The sequence below is a fragment of the Streptococcus sp. LPB0220 genome (genome assembly GCF_008727815.1).
GTDB lineage: Bacteria > Bacillota > Bacilli > Lactobacillales > Streptococcaceae > Streptococcus.
Genome location: NZ_CP044230.1, coordinates 1811646 through 1835487, shown reverse-complemented (window position 1 = coordinate 1835487; position 23842 = coordinate 1811646). Strand labels below are relative to the sequence as shown.

Genomic DNA, 23842 nt, shown 5'->3' with positions numbered 1-23842 from the left:
TTTTATTTCATAAGGACGAGGGCAACGGTTGTACCGGCACCAAGTGCAAGAGTAATGAGGAGAGTCTCAAAGAGTTTGCTCATCCCAGAGTTGAGGTGGTAATTCATCAGATCGCGGACGGCATTGGTCATAGCGATTCCAGGAACGAAGGGCATGACACAGCCTGCGATAATGAGATCGGTATTGGAAGGAAAACCACTATAGCGCGTCCAGATATGGGCCAAAAAACCAAAGACAAAGGCGGCCGCAAAGGCAGTGACAAAAGGAATGCGAACGTATTTCTCAACGACAAGAGAAAAAGCAAAGGCAAAGACAGTCGCAATACCCGCTCCAATCGCATCATAGAAATTTCCTCCAAACATGATGGAGAAGAAAGGCGCACTAAGAGTTGCCGCAATGGTCAACTGGAGATTGGTATAAGGAACGCGCTTCATTTTCAACTCGCTCAGGGCTTTGTAGGCTTGCTCGAGATCTATCTCTCCAGAGACGAGTTGACGGGAGATCTGATTGACGTCACAGACCTTTTCGATATTGTAATTGGTCCGCAAGATCCGTTTCATGCGCGTGACATTGGCATTCTCGATTGAAAAGAAAATAGCGACTGGCATCGCTAAAACATTGCAATCGACGATTCCTTGTGAATGGGCGATCCGGATCATGGTATCTTCGACCCGGTGAATCTCAGAACCGCTCTCGATCAGGAGGGTTCCAGCTAACATCAGGACGTCGATCACTTGGTTGATCTGTTTTGACTCTTCCATAATTTCCTTCTTACTAAATAATCTGTTTCTATTATAGCAAAAAAGGACGAGAGACAGAACTAAAATCTGACAATTCTAGTTTGTTTCTTATCCTTTCTGAATTCGTTTAGAATAGCTATTGTTTAGGCTTATCATTCGTTAACTCGGGTGGTGGTGCTGCACGGTGCTATCCTGGACGAGAAGGGTTGCTAAAAAGATCAGTGCAATCAGGATAAAGAGCCAAATAATAGCGAAAATAAATGTTAAAAACATAGGATCACCCCTTCTATATTATTTACAGCTCTACTATAACACTTGGAGAAAGCGCTGTCAAACTCTATATAGTAGGCTCTTAAACTCTTTCAAAATTCAGAATACTCTTGCGATGGGGATGAAAAAACCAGCCGTTTCCGACTGGTTTTTAAGACCTATTTGAATCTTAGTTCAAGGCATCATCCATTGAAAGAACTTCGTGGAAGACACGTTGTGTCAATTCAGTTTTTTGTTCTGGAGTGAGGTATTTAGTGTTTACACAGTATCCAGAGATACGAACGATAACGTCTTCACCTGACATGATCTTTTCGTAAACATCGTTCAAGTCCATAACGTTCAAGTTACAGTGTTGTCCACCGTTTTCGAAGTATCCATCAAGGATGGTTACCAAGTTATCAACTTGTTCGTCACGAGTTTTACCAAGAGCACGTGGTGATACTTGAGTAGTGAGTGAGATACCATCAGCTGCGTAACCAAAGTCAAGGCTAGCAAGTGAGTTCAAGTTTTGCAACCATCCACCTTTAGCTTTGTTAGATGGGTTAGCACCTGGTGAGAAGAATTCCAATTTAGACAAGTTCACAGAACCATCTTCGTTGAGGTATACCCCTTTGTGGACTGGTGAGTTACCAGTTTGTTTAGAGTAAGCAACGTTAGAAGTGATGGTAAGAAGTGAAACAGTTGCTTCAGCGTTCTTGTAAAGTTTGTGGCTGCGAAGACGAGTAGTGTAAGCTTCGATCAACCATTCTGCCAATTCGTTAGAACGTGGGTCATCTTCACCCCAACGTGGGTATTCACCGATTGTTTCGTAATCGTAGATGTAGCCATCTTCGTCACGGATTGGTTTAACAGTAGCGTATTTGATTGCTGACAACGTATCAACAGTGTTGGCAAATCCACAGATACCGAATCCCATGTTAGCGCGTTGGTGAGTTGGCAAGAAGGCCATTTGAACAGCTTCGTAGTTGTACTTATCAGTCATGTAGTGGATGATGTTCAAAGCATCTACGTAAGTGTCTGTCAACCAGTCAAGAGATTTTTCGAAGTTTGCTTTAACAGATTCGAATTCAAGAACTTCGTCACGGATTGGATCGATGTCAAATACTTTATAGTCTTTATGAACATCGTCGTAACCACCGTTCAAACCAGTAAGAAGAGCTTTAAGAACGTTAACACGAGCACCGAAGTATTGGATGTTGTGGCGTTGTTCTTCGTTTTCTGGGTCAAGTGGAGATACACAACATGAGATACAGCTCATTTCACCGTATCCGTCTTTCGCCATTGTTGTTACACCTTCGTATTGGATAGAAGAGTGTTTATGGCTCATATGCATACAGTAGCGACGGAAGTTGTATGGCAATTTGTCAGTCCAAAGAACTGTCAAGTTTGGTTCTGGAGAGTTACCGATGTTGTCCAAAGTGTTCAAGAAACGGTAGTCCATCTTAGTAACACGGTGACGTCCGTCGTTACCCATACCAGCCATAGAAGTTGTGATGAAGGTTGGGTCACCTGAGTACAATTCGTCGTAAGCTTTTGTACGAGCAAATTTAACAGTACGCAATTTCATAACGAAATCATCAACGAATTCTTGGATTTCTGATTCAGTGTAAGTACCACGAGCCAAGTCACGTTCAGCGTAGATATCCAAAACGATTGGCACACGTCCAAGAGAAGTAGCAGCACCGTTGATCACACGGCAGACAGCCATGAAGGCGATGTTTGTCCATTGGATCGCTTCTTTTGTATCGAAGGCAGGACGACGTACGTCTACACCATAAAGGTCACCCAATTTAACAACTTCTTGAAGTGCTTGGTATTGAAGGTTTACTTCTTCACGAAGACGGATTGATTCTTCATCGATTTCAGTAATAGAGTTCCAGTCGTTTGCTTTTTCAGCCATCAAGTAGTCAGCACCGTAAAGAGCCAAACGAGCATAAACCCCGATGATACGTCCACGAGAGTAAGCGTCTGGAAGACCAGTTACAGTGTGAGCGTGACGAGCACGACGGATGTTAGAAGTGTAAGCGCGGAAGATACCGTCGTTTACAGTTGTAACGTATTTTGTGAAGATTTCATGAACTGCAGGATCTGGTTCGTATCCATTTTCTTTCAAAGTAGTTTCCGCCATACGGATACCACCACGAGGCATGAAGTTCAATTTGAACAATTCATCATTTTGGATACCGAAGATGACTTCGTTTTCTTTGTCGATATATCCAGCTGCGATATCAGCGATAGATGTTGGACGGTTATCGTATGGGAAACGAGTTTCTTCGTAATGAGCTTTTGTTTCTTCAACAATCTTCTTGATGTGAAGAGAACGTTCAGTTGGACCAGCTAGGAAGCTTTCATCTCCATCATAAGGTGTGTAGTTAGCTTGAACGAAGCGAGAAACGCTTGCTTTTTCTTTCCAATCTTCACCTTTGAAGCCTTCCCAGGCTTTGTCAAAAATATCTTGTGCTTCAACGACTGTTTTAACAACCATTTTTATTTTCCTCTATTGTCTTTCTAGCAACTATATCTGTTGCACTTACAATAGTAGTATACCATACAGAAACCGGTTACACAAAGACAAATTGCGAAAAACAGCAGATTCTTTTGTAATACAGTTTCAAATCCTCTGCGATACTGTACTATATTTTTGAAAACAAACACAGTTTTTCAACAATTTTCATGTTTTCTGGAGAGCCGATTTTTGCAATTCTGAAATTTTCTTCCTATAATAGAAAGAAAGGAGGGTGAAAAATGCTGATATTTCCATTAGTGAATGATACCAGTCGCAAGATTATTCATATTGATATGGATGCATTTTTTGCTGCCGTCGAAGAAAGAGACAACCCTAGTTTAAAGGGTAAGCCTGTCGTGATTGGCCAGGACCCTCGTCAGTCAGGAGGGAGAGGTGTTGTCTCGACTTGTAACTATGAAGCAAGGAAATATGGCATTCATTCAGCTATGAGCTCTAAAGAAGCGCTGGACCTTTGTCCTCAAGCCATTTTTATCTCTGGAAATTATGAGAAATACCGAGAAGTAGGTGAGCAGGTCCGTGAGATTTTCAAGCGTTATACAGATCTCATCGAGCCCATGAGTATTGATGAAGCCTATCTAGATGTGACGGAAAATAAAATCCAGAGCAAATCAGCTGTCAAAATCGCCCGCTTGATTCAGCATGCTATCTGGGAAGAGTTGCATCTCACAGCTTCAGCGGGTGTTTCTTATAATAAGTTTTTGGCCAAGATGGCGAGTGACTACCAAAAGCCTCGTGGCCTAACGGTGGTCTTACCGGAGGACGCTGAGGATTTCCTGAGCCAAATGGACATTGCCAAATTTCATGGAGTAGGAAAGAAGACAGTAGAGAGACTACATGAGATGGGTGTCTATACTGGCGCGGATCTTTTAGTCATCCCGGAGATGACTTTGATTGATCGGTTTGGGCGATTTGGCTATGATCTCTTTCGCAAGGCACGAGGGATTCATAATAGCCCTGTCAAAAGTCACCGCATCCGCAAGTCGATCGGAAAAGAGCGGACCTACCGCAAGCTCCTTTATGCTGAGGATGATATTTTAGAAGAAATTGCCAATCTGTCCAGTAAGGTGGCCCAATCGCTGGAAAAACATGGCAAGCAAGGAAAGACCTTGGTCTTAAAAGTGCGCTATGGAGACTTTACCACCTTGACTAAGCGTATCACCTTGACGGAGCCAACGCGAGATGCTGAGCGCATCAATCGTTCAGCGCGTCACATTTTTCAAGAAATCGAATCGATAAATACAGGAATCCGCCTCTTGGGTGTCACCATGACCAATTTCGTCGATCATACTGAACTGCCTCTGGTAGAGGAAGAAAAAGACAACTAGTCTGTTCACTAGTCGTCTTTTTTGATATCAAAGAAGGCTGCAATCTCTTCTTCTGTTAGTCCAATCATAGGCGAGATGGTGTGGAGATTGTCTTCTGTTAGTCGATAGACAGTAGGTTTAGACGTCTCTGCTTTCGTTTCAACAGTTTCTTCCTTGCTTCGTGCAGATTCGACTGTAGCAGAAGCCGTTGCAAGGGATGAAGAATAGTCTGTGGTTGCTTCGCCTCCGTCCAGTTCCTTGAAGCGTTCAACCAAATAGGTCTTGCGCGCTGTACCTGTATTTTTAGTAGCGAAATCAAAGGCGCTGTATTCTCCTAAGAGAATCAGCTTGCTCTTTGAGCGCGTGATGGCGGTATAGATCAAATTACGCTGCAACATCCGGTGGCTTTGATTGGTAATGGGTAAAATCACCACAGGAAATTCGCTTCCTTGCGATTTGTGAATACTCATCGCATAGGCTAAGCGAATCTTGTACCATTCATTGCGCGGGTAGACGATTTCATTGCCATCAAATTGGATAGTCAATTCATCTTGCTTGGATTCTGTATATTTTCCTGGGAGAAGATCGGTAATGTAGCCGATATCTCCGTTAAAGACATTGCTTTCTGCATCATTGACCAGATGGATGACCTTGTCTCCATCGCGGTATTGGCAGTCTGGCGTGTCAAAGACGACCTGATCTTTGACAGCTGGATTGAGAAGGTCTTGCATGAGCGTATTGATATTGTCAATGCCGGCCTGGCCCTTGTACATGGGTGCCAAGACTTGGATATCTCGAGCAGGGATTTGACTACGAAGGGCAGCAGAAGTGATTTGTTCGATCATCTTAGGGATGTGTTCGCTTCCGGCTTCGAAATAAGAGCGGTCGGCTTTTCGTTCTGTGAAATCTTGAGGAAGCTTGCCCTGGCGAATATCTCCTGCTAGTGAGACAATGGTCGAGTCCTCACTCTGTCGGAAAATATGTTCCAGTTTGGTCTGAGGGATGCTCGGAATCTGCAAGAGATCAGCCAAGACCTGACCAGGGCTGACGGAAGGTAATTGGTCGGCATCTCCCACAATCAAGAGTTTCGTATCCGTTGCAATGTTGCTAAGTAATTGATTAGCCAGCCAGGTATCAACCATGGAAAATTCGTCCACAATGATAAAGTCTGCATCCAGATAGTCCTCTAAGTGGCTGGTGTCATCATCTCCTGTCATCCCCAAATGGCGGTGGATGGTGGCGCTCGGAAGTCCTGTCAGCTCATTCATGCGCCTAGCTGCCCGTCCCGTTGGAGCAGCCAAGAGGATCGGCAGGTCTTGTTTCTTGCGAAGATCCAGTTGGTGGAGTTGGGCATAGACACTGATCATCCCATTAATAACGGTAGTCTTTCCTGTCCCAGGACCCCCAGTGAGGATAAAGACCTTGTTTTGGATAGCCTGGTGAATGGCCTCTTTTTGAATGGCATCGTAGCGAATCCCCAGATCTTTTTCAACCGCCTCGATAGCCCGGTTGATTTTCTCGGCTTCAAATGAAGCTTGCTTTCCTTTTTCCAACAATCGACCAATATGGCTGCGAATGCCTTCCTCCGCAAAGAAGAGGCTGTTGTCAAAGATCTTGGTGTCCACATTTTGAACCTTGTCTTCCTCAATGAGGCGTCCTAATTCTTGGGCGACAGTGGAAGGATCCAATTCTATTGGCCGAGCTGATTCTAACAGGTCAATGGTATAGCGCAGGAGATCCTTGGCTTCGATATAGGTATTTCCAGTCTCGATAGAGTAGCTAAAGAGGCTGTGGATCAGACCCGCGCGGAAACGCTCAGGAGCGTCACTAGCAATGCCCAATTCTTCTGCCAATTGGTCCGCGATTTTAAAGCCCATGCCTTGGATATCTTCCACCAATTGGTAGGGCTGTTGCTCCACGATCTGGAGGGTTTCTTCTTTATAAAAGTCTTGGATCTGAAAGGCCAATTTATTGGGAATGCCATAGTTGGCTAGTTGGGCGAGAATGCGCTCTGTCCCGTAATTCTGACGGAGTTTTTCTACAAAAGCCAGGCGGTTTTTCTTGGAGAGGCCTGTGATTTCTTCTAATTTTTCAGGGGCCTCCAAAATTTTGTCAATGGTATCGTCCCCATAGAGGTCCACGATTTTTTGGGCTGTTTTGAGACCAATTCCTTTAAAGTGATCACTAGAAAAATATTTCACTAAGCCCTTGCTAGAGGGTTTGGCACGTTCATAGCGACTGATTTTGAGCTGCTCTCCGTATTTAGGATGATGGACCAGCTCCCCCCAGAAGGTGTAGTCTTCGCCTTCCATGATATCTGCCATGGTGCCCGTCACAATAATCTCAAAATCATTAAAGTTTTCGGCATCGGTATCGCTGATATCGAGCAAGAGGATTCGAAAAAAACTGCTAGGATTTTCAAAAATAATGCGCTCAATAGTACCAGAAAAATAATATTCCATCATTTCTTTCCTTTTTATAAAGCAAGGCTGGGACATACTTGTCTCAGCCTCAGTCTGTTAATCTATACTAATAAGTTTTGAAAGGGTAGATCGGCCATAGTCTAAAGACGGCTTGCCCTTTGATTTGTTCTTTCTTGAAAGCTCCGACCTGACGGCTATCTTTTGAAACGATCCGGTCATCTCCAAGTAGGAGGTATTCATCGTCGAGCAACTTCAAGGTAAATTTAGGATTGCCATCCTTGTCTACTGTAAAAGCTTGGGCTGTATTGGCCAATTGGCGGAAGAGTTCTCCGTTTTCTTCGAACCCTTTTCCAGTGTAGGTCGATTGCAATTTATCTTTTTTGAAACGAGCAATGTAGTCTTTCAAATAGGGCTCATTGGTCTTTTTCCCATTGATGTAGAGGGTATCGTTATCGTATTGGATGGTATCTCCAGGAAGACCGATGACCCGCTTGACAATGTCCTTGGTTTTGCCGTCGTCGTCTTTTTCATTGGCAACGACAATGTCGAAACGATCAATTGAGAGGTGGTTGACCACAAGGAGATACTCGCTATCTGCTAGGGTTGGATCCATCGAATGGCCGTCCACCTTGACCGGAGCCCAGAGGTAGATGCGAGAGGCGATAATGAGACCAACAATAATACTGAAGAGGCCCCATTCTTTAAGGAATCTCACCACTGGTGAGCTAGATGACTGTTTTGAACTTCTTTTTGACATAACTTATCTTTCTAGTAATTTCTTTGCTTTTTCTGTGTTTTTAAAATGGAGTTTGGCACAATAACCCAGAGCCTTCATCCCGTAGGTCTGAAGCAATTTAGCAGCGACTTGGTCTGACTTCGCCCCTGCTCCACTAGGGAGATTAAAGCCCAGTTCCTTGCCCAGATCTTCTAGATTTTGAAGGAAGAGATTGCGGGCGATGATGGAACTAACTGCAACCGCTAAATATTTGCTTTCTGCTTTTTCTTCCAACTCAATGGCTTGGGTGACCTGATTTTTTTCAGCTTTCACGTATTTTTGGTAGTTTTTAGCCGTCGTAAAGGCATCGATCACAATTCGTTCTGCTTGGATTCCTTTATTCAATAGAAGATAGATAGCCTGATTGTGCAGGGCCACTTTGACCGAAACAGCATTGTAGCCAGAAGCAATGACTTCATTGTACTTCTTTGGAGACAATAAGAGTGCTTGGTGCTGGATGTTTTCCTCAAGGAGAGGAGCCAATTGCTGAATTTTTCGATCATCCAAGGTCTTTGAATCCCCAACACCGAGCTTTTTTAGCCAGTCGTGCTGGTCAGGTGTGACAAAGGATGCAACGACGGTGAGTCCACCAAAATAAGAGCCGTTTCCAACCTCGTCGGTTCCGATCATGGCTAAATCTTGTCCTGCAGATGAAGTAGTAGAACCTTTAGGGTTCTCAGCATCTTGCCCGAAAAAGGCCAGGTAAGGAGTCAGGTCATTGCCCTGAAGCAAGACTTTTCCAGACTTGTAGATCGAAACGGTCGCTCCCTCTAGTCGAAAGAAATAATCCATATGAGGATTCTTGCTTTGAGAGAGAGAACGGCGATAGGTATGGACAAAATCAAGGATTTGCTCCTGTGTTGGAGTGAGTGTCATACTTTCCATAACCACTATTGTACCACAAATTCAGGGAGAGAGGGAGCAAAAAGAAAGAAAGAATCCACTGGAAAATCCCTGTGAAGAGGGGCTTTGCTACTGACAAAGCTAGCCATTTTTGATATAATACCGTGAGGTGATTTTTATGGCGAGCTTAAATAGATATAAATTTACATTTGGAAACAAAGCGCTCACTTTAACAACCAACCATGATAATTTGTTTATGGAAGAAGTCGAACGTGTTGCGAAAGAAAAATACCAAGCAATTAAGGAACAAATGCCAGAGGCAGATGATGAAACCATCGCGATCCTATTGGCAGTAAATAGTTTGTCCATGCAACTAAATCGCGAGATCGAGTTTGACGACAAAGAAAAAGAATTAGATGATTTTCGTCGCAAGGCTTTAGACGACTTAAAGGATAAATCATCCAAATAAGAGGAGATACATGTTAACTTTCTTAATCTTATTGATTTTGGCATGGAGCTTTTATATTGGCTATGCAAGAGGGATTATCCTCCAGTCCTATTATTTTCTAGTGACCTTAGTGGCCCTCTTGATTGCAGGTGGCAGCTACAAGGGACTGGCCAAGGTGTTGTCTCTATGGGTTCCTTTTTCGAGTCCCACCCAGCAATCGGTGAATTATTTTTATGCCAACCGCTACCTATTTCAATTAGATGACATCTTTTATGCAGGTTTAGCTTATGTGTTGATTTTTGCGATGATCTACCTGATTGGTCGTGTGATCGGGATCTTTATGCACTTGGTACCCCAGCCAGAAAAACTGGAGGATCGCAAGTATCAAATTGGAGCGGGGGTGATCGCCGTCGTGATAACTCTTTTGGTCATTCAAATGGGCTTGACTGTCCTCTCAACGGTTCCCATGGCTTCCATCCAAAATAGACTCAATGCAAGTGGATTGATCCGCTTTATCATCCTTCATACCCCGATCAGTTCCAGTCTGTTCCACAACTTGTGGGTGACTGCGATTATCGGAGCTTAAGGAGCAAAAATGAAGAAAGGAGTGAGACAAGTCCGATTTAAAGAAGGACGCTCACTTTTTTTGTAGGAGAAATATGAACAAAAAAATCTTAGATATTCTGGAGTTTGACAAGGTCAAGCAACTCTTTGAACCCTATCTACAGACAGAACAAGGGGAGATGGAGCTAGCAGCCCTTACTCCAACTGATAAAAAAGAAAGCATCGAAACGGCCTTTATGGAGCTAGAAGATATGGAACAGATCCTCTTGGAAGAGCCTCGCTTTGCCGTGTCGACCATTCAAGATGTCCGTCCAGTGGCCAAGCGTTTGGAGATGGAGGCATCCCTCAATATCGATGAATTACTAGCGCTAAAAGCTGTTCTTCGGGTGACACATGAGCTTAAGGATTTCTACGACAACTTGGAAAATGTCCGTCTGGAAAGGCTCAATCGCCTCTTTGACAACTTGGTGGATTTACCACGCCTACAAGGTGGGCTTCAAGCTATCAACGAAGGAGGTTTTGTCGAGTCTTTTGCCAGCGAAAAATTGGCCAAAATTCGTCGTCGAATCCAGGAAAATGAACACCAGGTCAGAGAGATTCTACAAGATCTGCTGAAAAGCAAGGCCGATATGTTGGCGGATGCTGTGATTGCTAGTCGGAATGGCCGCAATGTTCTACCCGTAAAAAATACCTATCGCAACCGGATTGCAGGGGTGGTCCACGATATCTCAGCCAGCGGGAATACTGTTTATATCGAGCCTCGAGCAGTCGTCAATCTTAATGAAGAAATTGCCAACCATCGAGCAGATGAACGGTATGAAATCATTCAGATTCTGGAGGAATTGTCTGACACCCTGCGCCCTCACGCAGCAGAGATTGCTAACAACGCTTGGATTATCGGTCATTTGGACTTGATCAAGGCCAAGTATCGCTTTATGCGCGATTATAAGGCAGTGGTACCAGAGGTTAGCAGCAATCGCTCTATTCAGCTCTTGCAACTACGTCATCCCTTGATTGAAAATGCCGTCGCGAATGACCTGCATTTTACTGAGGACTTGACAGAAATTGTGATTACCGGTCCCAATACAGGTGGTAAAACCATCATGCTAAAAACGCTGGGACTAGCGCAAATTATGGCCCAGTCTGGTCTTCCCATCCTAGCGGATCAAGGTAGTCGTGTGGGCATCTTCTCACAGGTCTTTGCAGATATTGGAGATGAACAATCGATCGAGCAGAGCTTGTCGACCTTCTCCAGTCATATGACCAATATCGTATCTATCTTGAATCAAGTGGATACCGCCTCCTTGATCCTTCTGGATGAGTTGGGGGCTGGAACCGATCCTCAAGAGGGGGCGGGCCTTGCGATTGCTATCCTAGAAGACCTGCGTTTACGCGGGATTAAGACCATGGCGACAACCCACTATCCAGAGCTCAAGGCCTACGGAATTGAGACTGCAGGAGTGCAAAATGCCAGTATGGAATTTGACACAGCGAGTCTGCGTCCAACCTATCGCTTCATGCAAGGAGTTCCTGGTCGCTCCAATGCCTTTGAAATTGCCCGCCGTTTGGGCTTGTCTGAGACCATTATCCAGGATGCCATGAAGATGACCAATACGGATAATGATGTCAATCAGATTATTGAAAAATTAGAGGCGCAGACCTTAGAAAGTCGCAAGCGCTTGGATACCATTCAAGAGGTCGAACAAGAAAATCTCAAATTCAATCGCGCTCTTCGAAAACTCTATAACGAACTGACCCGAGAGAGAGAAACAGAGCTCAATAAGGCGAGAGAAGAGGCCAAGGAAATTGTGGACATGGCCCTCTCAGAGAGTGACCGTATCCTTCAAGGGCTTCACGCTAAATCCCAGTTAAAACCACATGAGATCATTGAGGCCAAGGCTCAGTTGAAAAAACTAGCGCCTGAAACCGTCGACCTTTCTAAAAACAAGGTCTTGAAAAAAGCCAAAAAGGCGCGTGCTCCTAAGGTAGGAGATGAAATCTTGGTTATCAGCTATGGCCAACGCGGAACCCTGGTCAAGCAACTCAAAGATGGTCGCTGGGAGGCGCAAGTCGGCTTGATCAAGATGACCTTGGAAGAAAAAGAATTCAACCTCATCAAGGCTGAAAAAGAAGCGGCTCAACCTAAGAAACGCCAGGTGAATGTCGTCAAACGTTCGAACACGAGTGGGCCGAGAGCGCGTCTGGACCTCCGTGGAAAACGCTATGAAGAGGCCATGCAAGAGCTAGATGGCTTTATCGATCAGGCTCTGCTCAACAACATGGCCCAAGTCGATATCATCCACGGGATCGGGACGGGAGTCATCCGTGAAGGGGTGACAAAATACCTCCGCCGCAACAAGCATGTCAAGAGTTTTGAATATGCCCCACAAAATGCAGGTGGAAGCGGCGCAACCATTGTCACGTTTAAAGGCTAAGTTAAGCCCTAGTTGTTCATCAGCTAGATCCAGATTGAAGAAAAAGTTATCTTAGAAACTTTCCTTAGGTGAGTACGGACGTCAGCGAACTTCGAAGAAGTTCCATGACTTAGTTTTGAACCTAAGGTTTCAAAACTCCCGAGTGCATGAAACAATTATGTTTCAGGCACTTTTCTCACGGCGGAAAGTTTCAGTATTTGTCTGAATGAGCCTATTAGTATGTATCAATTTTAATTATTCTATATCAGTTAAGTTGTTTTAAGTAAAAATTTTATCTACATTCTAAATCCTAGCTGTTTATCAGCTAGGGTTTTTAAAACTTTATAAAATGAAAATGATTGAAAAATATTGAAAGCGATCCGTTTTCAAATCTGATTTTCAGTAGGTTCTCCCTTTTAAAAGTGCTATAATAGAGGCAATGAATGATTTGGGAGGATACGCATGCGTAAACGTGAAAGTGCAGATTCGTGTACAACGATTCTAGTCGGAAAAAATGCTAGCTATGATGGTTCGACCATTGTAGCACGAACAGAGGATTCTCAAAATGGCGTTTTTACGCCTAAGAAATTAATCGTGGTCAAACCAGAAGATCAACCGCGTCATTACAAGTCTATTTTATCATCTTTTGAAATCGACTTGCCAGATAATCCAGTTCGCTATACGGCGGTTCCAGATGCCATTCCTAAAGACGGGATCTGGGGAGAAGCTGGGATCAATATCTATAATGTCGCCATGAGTGAGACAGAGACCATTACGACCAATAGCCGTGTGCTAGGGGCCGATCCTCTTGTAGAGAGTGGCATCGGTGAGGAAGACATGCTGACCTTGGTCTTGCCTTATGTCAAGACTGCCCGCGAAGGGGTTTTGCGTCTCGGAAAGATTTTAGAAGAGTACGGAACCTATGAATCTAACGGGATTGCGATTTCAGATGTGAATGAAATCTGGTGGTTGGAAACCATCGGAGGTCACCACTGGATGGCGCGCCGTGTTCCAGATGATGCCTATGTGACCAACCCGAACCAACTGGGAAGTGATTATTTTGAATTTGGAAATCCAGGCGAGTTTCTCTGTGACCCAGATCTTGAAAATTTTGTCACAGAGCACCATTTGATTCTGGATCAAGAAGGAAAAGGTTTTAATCCACGCTATGCCTTTGGTAGCCAAAAAGACAAGGACCGTCACTACAATACACCGCGGGCTTGGGCCATCCAGCGTTTCCTTAATCCTGAAATTGAGCAGGATCCACGGAGCTTTGAGATTCCTTGGTGTCAAAAACCCTATCGCAAGGTGACGATTGAGGATGTGAAATATGTCTTGAGCAATCACTACCAAGATACCATCTACGATCCTTATGGACCGGAAGGAGATCACGTGAGTCAGAGGACTTTCCGAACAATTGGGATCAACCGGACCAGCCAGACAGCGATTCTGCAATTGCGTCCCAATAAACCACAAGAAACGACAGGCATCCAATGGATTTCTTATGGTTCGATGCCTTACAATACAGCCGTTCCTTTCTTTACCCAAGTGGATACAACGCCAGATTACTTTGCCAATACTACGGCTAAGGTGACAACGGATTCCTTCTACTGGGCTAACCGGATTATTGCAGGACTAGCAGATCCTCACTATGCCCACCATGTTGGGGATCTAGATGATTACCAAGAATCGACAATGGCCTGGGGACATGCACGTATCAATAAAGTTGATCGTGCCCTTGCAGCAGGTGAAACCGTCGATTTTGAGGCTGAAAACCAAGCCATGAGTGATCAGATTCAAGAAGCGACGGATCAACTCTTGGACAAGATTTTGCTCGATGCTAGCAACCTCATGACCAATCACTTCTCTTTGAGTGATTAAAAACCGTACATTTGCAGAAACCTTGCAAGATATTTTCATGAATCGTTGACAAAGCATTGAAAATCGATTAAAATAGAGAAAATTACATACGACCGAATGAAGTTTGCAGGAGCGTGAGTGACTGTGAATGGACGGAACTCTGGAGAGACCAGAAATGGCACCGAAGGGGCAAGGTAGAGGATGCATCTACTCAAACTCTCAGGTAAAAGGACAGAGCGAAAAATAGGGGAAGTCCCCTATTTTAAGCAGGACCAGAGTACATGTTTGACATGTACTCTTTCTTTTTCTCATTTCTGTCGAGCGGTCGATAAAAAGGAGACAGAAAATGGATCATGTATTGCAGTTTTTTCAGCAACTCGATAATTTAGTATGGAATGCCCCGCTTTTGCTGCTCTTGGTTATGGTTGGACTAGGTGGTTTCCTTAAGCTGTATCTGGTCTGGGTCATTGCGGATATCGTCAATGGGCTCATGGCTCTACCCAACCTGATTGCGCTCTTGGCCCTCTCCCCAGTCATTATCAAAGAAAGTAAACGCTACTTTAAGAAATAAGAAAACCCAGATCGTGAGGTCTGGGTTTTCTTGTCTATTTGAGATAGGATCCTTTAATAGCGTTTTTCTTTTGGCCAGCTGCTCATTTCAGCGATGGCAGTGAAGAGCACATCTGTCGAAGAGTTGAGGGCTGTTTCGCAAGAGTCTTGAATGACCCCGATGATAAAGCCGACACTGACGACTTGCATGGCCAAATCATTGGTGATGCCAAAGAGGCTACAAGCAACAGGGATGAGAAGGAGAGATCCTCCCGCAACTCCAGATGCCCCGCAGGCTGAGATGGCTGCCACAACACTGAGGATAAGCGCTGTTCCAAAGTCAACCTGAATCCCTAAAGTATTGGCTGCTGCAAGGGTTAAGGTATTGATAGTTACCGCTGCACCTGCCATGTTAATGGTCGATCCAAGAGGGATAGAAACAGAGTAGGTATCTGGATTCAGCCCCAATTCTTCACAGAGACGCATGTTGACAGGGATGTTGGCTGCAGAACTTCTGGTGAAGAAGGCGGTCACCCCACTGACGCGAAGGCATTTAAAAACAAGGGGATAGGGATTTTTGCGGATCATGAAAAAGACGATCAATGGATTGATGACCAGAGCGACAAAAGCCATCGTTCCCACCAATACTACCAAGAGAATCCCGTAGTTACTAAGGGCACTGAGTCCTTGGCCAGCGATGGTCGTGAAGACCAAACCTAAGATCCCAAATGGAGCTAGGTTGATAATCCACTCGACAATTTTTGAAGTGATGTCTGCTAGGGTTTGTAGGAGGTCTTTACTATGTTCACTCGCCTCTCTCATGGCAATTCCAAACACAGTGGCCCAAGAAAGGATCCCAATGTAGTTGGCTTGCTGCAAGGCGTTGACCGGGTTGTCGACGATCTTGAGCAAGAGGTTACTAATCACTTCGCCAATCCCGTTTGGAGAGGATCCTTCAGCGGCCTTTCCAGTCAGGGTAATGGTGATGGGGAAGATGTAATTGACCAAAACAGCGACGAAGGCGGCTGCAAAGGTTCCTAGGAGATAGAGGACGATGACCTTTTTCATATTGGTCTCTGTCCCTTTTTGGTGTTGGGAGAGAGCATTTGCGACGAGCGCAAAGACCAGAAGGGGTGCGATGGCACGGAGCCCTCCAACGAAGAACTCTCCCAGGAGTCCAATCCCAGTTGCTTTCGGAAATACAAGTGCTAGAACGACACCAAGTACAATCCCGATTGCGATCCTTTTCATAAGGTTGGTTTTATTCCAAGTGGTAATCAGTCGATGAATCATGTAAGGCCTCCTTAAAAAATAATTAAGGAATATTATACGATAGTTAGGGGGGGAAAGCAATGAAATTTTTTAAAAATAGCCTTATTTCCGAATATTTGATATAATCATACTATTCTTTGTTAGAAAGGCCCGAATAAATGAGTCAAGCTTTCCAACGTTATTTCAGTAAAATAGACTGGACAAAGATTTTTGATGACCTAATTTCAAAATGCATCTCCCTGATTTTTGTCTTTCTCTTATTTTTTATCGCTAAAAAGGTCATCCATAGCCTGGTCAAGCGGATATTAACCCCTTCTTTTAAGTATACGGTGCAGGATGAAGCCCGTAAAAAAACCATTCTCCGTTTAGTAGAGAGTCTCTTGAACTACTGCTTGTATTTTATCTTGATCTACTGGATCTTGTCGATCCTGGGTCTTCCAGTCTCTAGTCTATTGGCTGGTGCTGGGATTGCTGGGGTGGCGATCGGTATGGGAGCCCAGGGCTTCCTTTCCGATTTGGTCAATGGTTTCTTTATCCTTTTAGAACGCCAGCTGGATGTGGGGGACAATGTCCGACTTACCAATGGTTCTATTAATATTGCCGGCATCGTTAGCAGTGTGGGAATTCGGACAACTCAAGTACGTGATTTTGACGGGACTCTCCACTTTGTCCCAAACCGCAATATCACTGTCGTCAGCAACCTCTCGCGTGGAGATATGCGCGTGCTGGTGGATATTCCACTAGATGCGAATACTGATCTTGACAAGATCTACCAGGTCATCGCTCAGGTCAACCAGTCTCAACAAGACAAACACCCAGAAGTGTTGACAGGTCCTACCATTTTAGGCCCACAGATTGAAAAAAATGGTCGCTACTCCTTCCGTATTGCGATGACCGCTCAAAATGGAACCCAGGTTACTGTTTACCATACTTACTATAAACTCTATCATGATGCCTTGATGGAAGCAGGAATCAACCTTCCAACAGGAAATAACGGAATCATGTAAAAAAAGCTCAGAAATATTTTTCTGAGCTTTTTTAATCGATGTTACGATCTTAAGTGGCAGTATTTGTCATCCAAATATTTAATCTGATCCCAAATCTTTCGAGCCTCAGGTGGCAAGATCAATAATTGCTTGCGCAATAGGGCGGTGATTTCGAGATCCAATGATTCGATCGGGAGGGCTATGGCTACGGAACTTTTTGCCCTTTGGATCTTGTTAATGCAGTGTTGGATGTGCTGGCAAGCAGTACAAGTCTGTGCTTGACGGCTTGCTGCAATCTCCTGACGCATATCAGAAAGCAGTTGCATCAATTCAGACTTAAGGAATTCAATGGTAGTTGACTTGTCTTGAGCAAAATAAAACATAAGCGCACCTCCTTTTGCTATAGTTTAATACTAATTTATTAAAAATGCAAGGGGGTAAAGTAAAAAAAATAAAATTTTTTTAGAAAAAGATACAGAAATAGAGATGGCTCAAATTTCTCACCACTAATGACGGTTAAGATTCCCTTCTTTAAAAATGATTTTCCTCCCTTGGAACCAATTGTCCTTAAAGAGATCAGTAGCTACAAAAAACTCCTGAAACACATTGGTTTCAGGAGTTGAGAGGCTTTGACCCGAAGGTCTCAAAGAAAAATATCGATTGATTATACAAGACCTTGTGCAATCATCGCGTTTGCGACATTTTCAAAGGCAGCGATGTTGGCACCTGCAAGGTAATCTTTACCAAGTCCGTAAATTTCTGCAGTTGTTTTAGCAGTGTTGAAGATGTTGGTCATGATGTCTTTCAAACGTCCGTCCACTTCTTCGCGTGTCCATGAAAGACGTTGGCTGTTTTGGCTCATTTCAAGAGCAGATACAGCAACTCCACCAGCATTGGCAGCTTTAGCAGGTCCGTAAAGGATACCATTTTCTTTGTATACGTTGATGGCATCGATGTTACTTGGCATGTTTGCTCCTTCAGAGACAACTTTCACACCTTGAGCGACCAAACGTTTAGCAGCATCGCCATCGATTTCATTTTGAGTTGCACATGGAAGAGCGATGTCATAGTTACCAGCGTAAGTCCATACAGAACCTTCGTAGTATGTAGCAGTTGGTTTTTCAGCAGCGTATTCAGTCAAACGTGCACGACGTTTTTCTTTCACGTCTGTAAGAAGGTCGAAGTCAATACCGTTCTCGTCGATCACGTAACCGTTTGAGTCAGATACAGAGATAACAGTTGCACCAAGTTCAGTTGCTTTTTGAAGAGCGTATTGGGCAACGTTACCAGAACCTGAGATCACGACTTTCTTACCAGCAAAGCTGTCACCGTTGGCTTTGAGCATTTCTTCAGTATAGTAAACCAAACCATAACCAGTTGCTTCTGGACGGATCAAGCTACCACCAAAACCAAGAGGTTTACCAGTCAAGACACCAGCATCGAATTGGCGAAGGCGTTTGTATTGACCGTAAAGGTATCCGATTTCACGTCCACCAACCCCGATATCACCAGCTGGGACATCAAGAGAAGGACCGATGTGCTTTTGCAATTCAGTCATGAAGCTTTGGCAGAATCGCATCACTTCAGCGTCTGTTTTTCCTTTAGGATCAAAGTCAGATCCACCTTTACCACCGCCGATAGGAAGGCCAGTCAAAACGTTTTTGAAGATTTGTTCAAATCCGAGGAATTTCAAGATCCCTTGGTTAACAGTTGGATGGAAACGAAGACCACCTTTGTAAGGACCTACAGCAGAGTTGAATTGAACACGGTATCCACGGTTTACTTGGATGTTTCCTTCACGGTCAACCCAAGGAACACGGAAGGAAATCACGCGTTCAGGTTCTGTAATACGAGCTAAAATGTTTTCTTCGATGTATTCAGGGTGTTTTTCAAAAACAGGTTCCAAAGTGCTGAGGAACTCTTCAACAGCTTGAAGGAATTCAGCTTCATGGCCGTTACGAGCTTTTACAGTTTCGAAAGTGCTTTGGATATATTCTTTTGCAGTTGTCATGTTAATTCTCCTTTGTGAATGTAACGAAAACCAGCAAACCCGCTAGGGGAGTGGTTTTGAGACAGTTGACAAACAATGTCACGTTTTATTACATGGATCATTATAGCAGACTTTTTTTGGCTTGTAAAGAAAAAAGTTGAATTTTCTGAAAATTTTATCGCGACTAGGAAAGTCCGAATGTTTGCAAGAATTTTTAGCTTTGTTTGTCCGGAAGCTTCCAAGTGATGGTATAATGAAAGAAGAAAATAGAGAGCATCCCGAACGATTCTGTTGATGGGTGTTTCAAAAAGGAGTACAAGATGGTATCGACAAAAACGCAAATTGCTGGTTTTGAATTTGACAATTGCCTGATGAATGCGGCAGGAGTGGCCTGTATGACCAAGGAAGAGTTGGAAGAAGTGAAGAATTCGGCTGCTGGGACTTTTGTGACCAAGACAGCGACCTTAGAATTCCGTGCTGGAAATCCCGAACCACGCTATCATGATGTGCCACTTGGCTCGATCAATTCGATGGGCCTTCCCAACCAAGGCTTGGATTATTATTTGGATTACCTATTAGAGTTGCAAAAAACAGATCCTGACCGGACCTTCTTCTTATCTCTTGTCGGCATGTCTCCTGAAGAGACCCATACCATCTTGAAAAAGGTGCAAGACAGCGACTTTAAAGGCTTGACAGAACTGAACCTTTCTTGCCCTAATGTCCCTGGAAAACCTCAGATTGCTTATGACTTTGATACGACCGATCGGATCTTGTCCGAGGTCTTTGCCTATTTCACAAAACCGCTTGGTATTAAATTGCCACCTTACTTTGATATTGTTCACTTCGATCAAGCAGCAGCAATCTTTAACAAATACCCGCTTAAGTTTGTCAATTGTGTCAATTCCGTAGGGAATGGTCTCTACATTGAAGATGAATCCGTAGTAATTCGTCCGAAGAACGGCTTTGGTGGGATTGGTGGAGAGTATGTCAAACCAACTGCCCTTGCTAATGTCCATGCCTTTTATCAACGCCTGAATCCAGAAATTCAGATTGTGGGGACAGGTGGTGTCTTGACCGGTCGTGATGCCTTTGAACATATTCTATGTGGGGCTAGTATGGTGCAAATCGGAACCACGCTTCATAAAGAAGGAGTAGGAGCTTTTGAACGCATCACTGCGGAGCTCAAAGCCATCATGGAAGAAAAAGGCTACCAAAGCCTGGAAGACTTCCGTGGGAAATTACACTACATTGACTAATTTTTCGAAAAGAACTTCCTCAAGTGGAAACTTGGGGGAGTTTTTTATGAGAGTGGGACAGAAATCGGTAATTCGTTAGAATTCGATTTCGTCGTCCCACCTCCGCACAGTTGAGTAGGGCTGTAAAAGCTGATGAAATCAGCGTAGTAGACCCACTCAACCACTGCGTCTTGCTCGACAATTTAGAAACAATTGAGAGGCTAGGACTTTTGTCCCAGCCTCATTCTGTTCCTAGTTTTAGGAATTTTCCATTTTTATAGAGAGAAAAAGGTGTACAATGGAGGTGAAAAGGAAGGTTATTTAAATGGAAGAAAGGGATGTGATTCAAGAGGCAAGGACGACGATCACCCTTCTTCAAACAGCCTTTTTGAAAGGATGCACCCCCAGTCCAGATGCCCTTCGATTTCGAGAAAATCTAGATCAGATGTTGAAAGGTTTACGAAAGGCTAGGCGGGTAGACAATCGTCTGTTGATTGAGTTAGAAAAGTTTTATCAGACCGCCAGTCTATTGATTGGTCTGGGTGGGCTAGCTTTGAACGAAGAGGCCTTTCAAGCTTGGCGAGCTTATGATCACTGGCATTATGAGGTAGTGAAGTCTCAGTTACAGATCTACGGACCGACGGTGGTTTTGTAGTTGATGTGCCTGGTGCTTGTCCACAGATATTCAGAGGAGGTGTTGGTCATGGTAGTCCTTCATGATTTTCTACATCAGTTAACCCTATCGTTTTGGAATTTCTACTACTCACTCTTTTTCTTATTTGAAAAATAAGAAGGACTGAATCCCTTTTACATATAGTAGAAGGGATTTTTGATGCAGAATCCTTGACAATCTGAGGCTCTTGGATTATGATGGAGCTAATAGATAAGAAGTGTTCCTTTTAGGGAATGCGGAAAGCGAGGAAGAAAGATGGCAGAGATTTATCTAGCAGGTGGCTGTTTTTGGGGTTTAGAGGAATATTTTTCACGGATCCCCGGTGTAGAACAGACGACGGTGGGCTATGCCAATGGCCAGGTAGAAACGACCAATTACCAACTGATCAAGGAAACGGATCATGCAGAGACTGTACAAGTTATCTACGATCCAGATAAAATCACCCTACGAGCAATTCTGCTCTACTATTTCCGGGTGATCGATCCCTTGTCCGTTAACAAACAGGGAAATGATCGAGGCCGCCAATATCGGACGGGTGTCTATTATACAGACGAGGCAGATCGTGAAGTGATCGCCCAAGTGTTTGCGGAAGAAGAGAAGCAACTGGGACGCAAAATAGCGGTTGAGTTGGAACCCTTGCGCCACTACATCCCAGCTGAGGACTACCACCAAGACTACCTTAAGAAGAATCCTGGAGGCTATTGCCATATCGATGTGACAGATGCTGAGCAGCCCTTGATTGATCCGGCAGCTTATCAGAAGCCAGACCAAGAAATCCTAAAGGCGAAACTGACAGCAGAGCAGTACCAAGTCACTCAAGAAAGCGCGACGGAACGTCCTTTCCACAATGCCTATGATCAGACCTTTGAAGAGGGGATTTATGTGGATATTACGACGGGGGAACCTCTCTTTTTTGCTAAGGATAAGTTTGCGTCTGGCTGTGGATGGCCAAGTTTCTCCCGTCCCATTGCCAAAGATGTTGTCCACTATTACCAGGATCATAGCCACGGAATGGAGCGGATTGAAGTTCGTTCCCGCTCAGGCAATGCTCATCTAGGCCATGTCTTCACCGATGGTCCAAAAGACCAGGGTGGTCTTCGATACTGTATCAATTCGGCCTCTCTGCGCTTTATTCCAAAAGAAGAGATGGAGCAAGAAGGCTATGGTTATTTGTTAAAAGCTTTGAAATAAGTGGGTCTTTCTCGCAGATCAAAAAACGGAGTTTATGATGAAAAATAGAAATTTATGGCGAACGATTTTTGCGCTTTCGGCTTTGGTGACTCTGATTGGATTAGGATTTACTGCCTATAATCATTTTGTATTTCATCAACCTTTTATGAATCGGACGACAAAAGGGTTGCTTTCGGCCTTTTTCCTAAGTCTTGTCATGATTGCGATCAGCTTGTCCAAATCAAACGATAAGAAGTGATTTGCGACCATTTATATGAATCAATCAACTGTGCAAGAGCAGGACGATGAAGCGTTTCTAAACAATGGCGTTTCTGTCCTGCTCTCTTTTTTCTCTTCTTAAAAATTGTGATACAATGAAGAGAAAGTATTTCAATGACAGCTCAATCTGTTGGCGGATCATTGGAGAAACTGGATATGAAGAAGAGGTAGAAATGATAGAGAAATGGGAGAATGTGAAAAGAACTATCAAAACGATTGGAAAAGAACTATCGGCGGCCTTTGATTGGACTTTTGATCGTCTTTTTTCAAGGATTGAGCTGACGAATGAACAGTTTGTCTATGTGCTCTTGTCAGTCGTTTTTATCGTGGCCAATGCTATCTTGTGGGTGCAAAAGTTCCAAGGCTTTCCGATCACCGCAACCGAACGGGCAGAGGTTGTGTACAAGGCCAAGACACCGGCTGATCAGATTCCTCATACAGCTCGGATCATGGCCAATGGAGATCAGCTCTATCACGATCTGGTCTATATGAGTGCGCAAAAAGAAGATGGGACTTATGATTTTCATGAAAATTATGAGTATGTCAAACCCTGGCTACAAAAAGCAGATCTAGCCTTGGGTGATTTTGAGGGAACCATCAACCCAAATTACTATTTGTCAGGTTATCCTCTCTTTAATGCGCCGAGTGAAGTCGTACCAGCCATCAAGGATGCTGGTTATGATGTCATGGATTTGGGACACAACCATATCCTGGATTCAGGTCTAGAAGGGGTCTATTCGACAGCTAAGGCCTTTGAAGATGCAGGCATCACACCTGTCGGTGTCTACACGCATGAAAAGAGAGGGCAGGCCCCCTTGGTGATCAAGGAAGTGAATGGCATCAAGATTGCTATTCTAGCCTATGCTTACGGCTTTAATGGGATGGAAACGACCCTTACTCCAGAGGAGCAAGCAGATGTCTTGTCTGATCTGGATGAAGAGCGGATGAAGGCGGAGATCCAAAAGGCGGAGCAAGAGGCCGATATTACCATTGTCATGCCCCAAATGGGAATTGAGTACCAATTGGAGCCGACAGAAGAGCAAAAAGAGCTCTATCATAAGATGGTTTCTTGGGGAGCTGATATTGTCTTTGGCGGACATCCCCATGTTGTAGAGCCTGCTGAAGTGGTCAATAAAGATGGTCAAAACAAGCTCATCATCTACTCGATGGGGAATTTCCTTTCTAATCAGCGTCTGGAAACCATGGGGGACGTGGAGACTGCCCAGTGGACAGAGCGAGGAGTCTTGATGGATGTAACCATCGAAAAGGTCGGCCGCAAGACAAAGATTAAGACAGCTACTGCTCATCCAACCTGGGTTAGTCGAACTCCGAAGGGGACCTATTCTCCTGAAGGCTATGAGTTGTACAAGTACCAGACCTATATTTTGGAAGATTTTATCCAGGGTGGCAAATACCGCGATAAGCTGGATGAGGAGACCAAGGAGAGAGTGGACACGGCTTACCGAGAAATGAAGGAACATGTTCACTTGGACTGGCCTCAGAGTGGAAAGGAATAGAGC

At 44.2% G+C, this 23842-nt stretch carries 20 protein-coding genes and 1 riboswitch; of the genes, 12 read left to right on the top strand and 8 right to left on the bottom strand.

The genetic code is table 11. The features are described from left to right. Positions 1–2 precede the first annotated feature (2 nt). The gene (locus LPB220_RS09365; protein ID WP_150906558.1) at positions 3–761 is read right to left on the bottom strand and encodes a threonine/serine exporter family protein; all 759 of its coding nucleotides are present in this window, start codon (positions 759–761) and stop codon (positions 3–5) included. A gap of 418 nt (positions 762–1179) precedes the next feature. Further along, positions 1180–3495 (bottom strand): formate C-acetyltransferase, encoded by a 2316-nt coding sequence (gene pflB, locus LPB220_RS09360; protein WP_003005386.1) that lies wholly within the window; start codon positions 3493–3495, stop codon positions 1180–1182. 260 nt (positions 3496–3755) lie between these two features. Here pflB and dinB point away from each other — a divergent pair, with 260 nt between their 5' ends. After that, the gene (gene dinB / locus LPB220_RS09355) at positions 3756–4862 is read left to right on the top strand and encodes a DNA polymerase IV (protein WP_150906556.1); all 1107 of its coding nucleotides are present in this window, start codon (positions 3756–3758) and stop codon (positions 4860–4862) included. 8 nt (positions 4863–4870) lie between these two features. On the opposite strand, the gene LPB220_RS09350 is transcribed toward dinB, so the two are convergent. The 3 genes from LPB220_RS09350 to rnhC form a co-directional block, all read right to left on the bottom strand. After that, complete coding sequence (locus tag LPB220_RS09350) at positions 4871–7303, bottom strand: ATP-dependent RecD-like DNA helicase (protein ID WP_150906849.1); 2433 nt, start codon at positions 7301–7303, stop codon at positions 4871–4873. 67 nt (positions 7304–7370) lie between these two features. Continuing rightward, entirely contained in the window at positions 7371–8021 is a 651-nt protein-coding gene (lepB, locus tag LPB220_RS09345) for a signal peptidase I (protein ID WP_003008799.1), read from the bottom strand. Between the two features lie 3 nt (positions 8022–8024). Continuing rightward, positions 8025–8924, bottom strand: coding sequence for a ribonuclease HIII (gene rnhC, locus LPB220_RS09340; protein ID WP_118227825.1), 900 nt, complete (start codon positions 8922–8924; stop codon positions 8025–8027). Between the two features lie 136 nt (positions 8925–9060). Here rnhC and LPB220_RS09335 point away from each other — a divergent pair, with 136 nt between their 5' ends. The 5 genes from LPB220_RS09335 (at position 9061) to LPB220_RS09315 (ending at position 14739) form a co-directional block, all read left to right on the top strand. Beyond that, positions 9061–9351: a hypothetical protein gene (locus tag LPB220_RS09335; RefSeq protein ID WP_003005477.1), complete on the top strand. Its 291-nt coding sequence runs from the start codon at positions 9061–9063 to the stop codon at positions 9349–9351. A 10-nt stretch (positions 9352–9361) separates the two neighbouring features. Then, entirely contained in the window at positions 9362–9916 is a 555-nt protein-coding gene (locus LPB220_RS09330) for a CvpA family protein (RefSeq protein ID WP_021153876.1), read from the top strand. Positions 9917–9989: 73 nt separating this feature from the next. Continuing rightward, on the top strand, positions 9990–12329 hold the full coding sequence (locus LPB220_RS09325) for an endonuclease MutS2 (protein ID WP_118396449.1): 2340 nt from the start codon (positions 9990–9992) through the stop codon (positions 12327–12329). A 441-nt stretch (positions 12330–12770) separates the two neighbouring features. Continuing rightward, entirely contained in the window at positions 12771–14189 is a 1419-nt protein-coding gene (locus LPB220_RS09320) for a C69 family dipeptidase (protein WP_118396451.1), read from the top strand. Positions 14190–14318: 129 nt separating this feature from the next. After that, positions 14319–14413: riboswitch (glycine riboswitch) on the top strand. A 113-nt stretch (positions 14414–14526) separates the two neighbouring features. Next, on the top strand, positions 14527–14739 hold the full coding sequence (locus LPB220_RS09315) for an alanine:cation symporter family protein (protein ID WP_263641347.1): 213 nt from the start codon (positions 14527–14529) through the stop codon (positions 14737–14739). Positions 14740–14792: 53 nt separating this feature from the next. On the opposite strand, the gene sstT is transcribed toward LPB220_RS09315, so the two are convergent. After that, positions 14793–16010 carry a serine/threonine transporter SstT gene (gene sstT, locus LPB220_RS09310; RefSeq protein WP_024056292.1) on the bottom strand — a complete coding sequence of 406 codons (1218 nt, stop codon included), beginning with the start codon at positions 16008–16010 and terminating at the stop codon, positions 14793–14795. 137 nt (positions 16011–16147) lie between these two features. Between sstT and LPB220_RS09305 the strand changes: the two genes are divergently transcribed. Further along, positions 16148–16996 (top strand): mechanosensitive ion channel family protein, encoded by an 849-nt coding sequence (locus LPB220_RS09305; protein WP_049471895.1) that lies wholly within the window; start codon positions 16148–16150, stop codon positions 16994–16996. 41 nt (positions 16997–17037) lie between these two features. Here LPB220_RS09305 and LPB220_RS09300 read toward each other — a convergent pair whose 3' ends face one another. Together LPB220_RS09300 and gdhA are read right to left on the bottom strand one after the other, a co-directional pair. Then, positions 17038–17358, bottom strand: coding sequence for a hypothetical protein (locus LPB220_RS09300; RefSeq protein ID WP_118396457.1), 321 nt, complete (start codon positions 17356–17358; stop codon positions 17038–17040). A gap of 281 nt (positions 17359–17639) precedes the next feature. Next, positions 17640–18986 (bottom strand): NADP-specific glutamate dehydrogenase, encoded by a 1347-nt coding sequence (gene gdhA, locus LPB220_RS09295; RefSeq protein ID WP_118396459.1) that lies wholly within the window; start codon positions 18984–18986, stop codon positions 17640–17642. A gap of 299 nt (positions 18987–19285) precedes the next feature. Between gdhA and LPB220_RS09290 the strand changes: the two genes are divergently transcribed. The 5 genes from LPB220_RS09290 (at position 19286) to LPB220_RS09265 (ending at position 23839) form a co-directional block, all read left to right on the top strand. Continuing rightward, a complete protein-coding gene (locus LPB220_RS09290) occupies positions 19286–20221 on the top strand; it encodes a dihydroorotate oxidase (RefSeq protein ID WP_118396460.1) in 936 nt (311 codons plus the stop codon). A 304-nt stretch (positions 20222–20525) separates the two neighbouring features. Further along, a complete protein-coding gene (locus LPB220_RS09280) occupies positions 20526–20855 on the top strand; it encodes a helicase BlpT (protein ID WP_118396462.1) in 330 nt (109 codons plus the stop codon). A 273-nt stretch (positions 20856–21128) separates the two neighbouring features. Beyond that, positions 21129–22064: a peptide-methionine (R)-S-oxide reductase MsrB gene (gene msrB, locus LPB220_RS09275; protein ID WP_118396464.1), complete on the top strand. Its 936-nt coding sequence runs from the start codon at positions 21129–21131 to the stop codon at positions 22062–22064. 34 nt (positions 22065–22098) lie between these two features. After that, positions 22099–22302 carry a hypothetical protein gene (locus tag LPB220_RS09270; protein ID WP_118396466.1) on the top strand — a complete coding sequence of 68 codons (204 nt, stop codon included), beginning with the start codon at positions 22099–22101 and terminating at the stop codon, positions 22300–22302. Positions 22303–22495: 193 nt separating this feature from the next. Beyond that, complete coding sequence (locus tag LPB220_RS09265) at positions 22496–23839, top strand: CapA family protein (protein ID WP_150906554.1); 1344 nt, start codon at positions 22496–22498, stop codon at positions 23837–23839. The last annotated feature ends 3 nt before the right edge of the window (positions 23840–23842 follow it).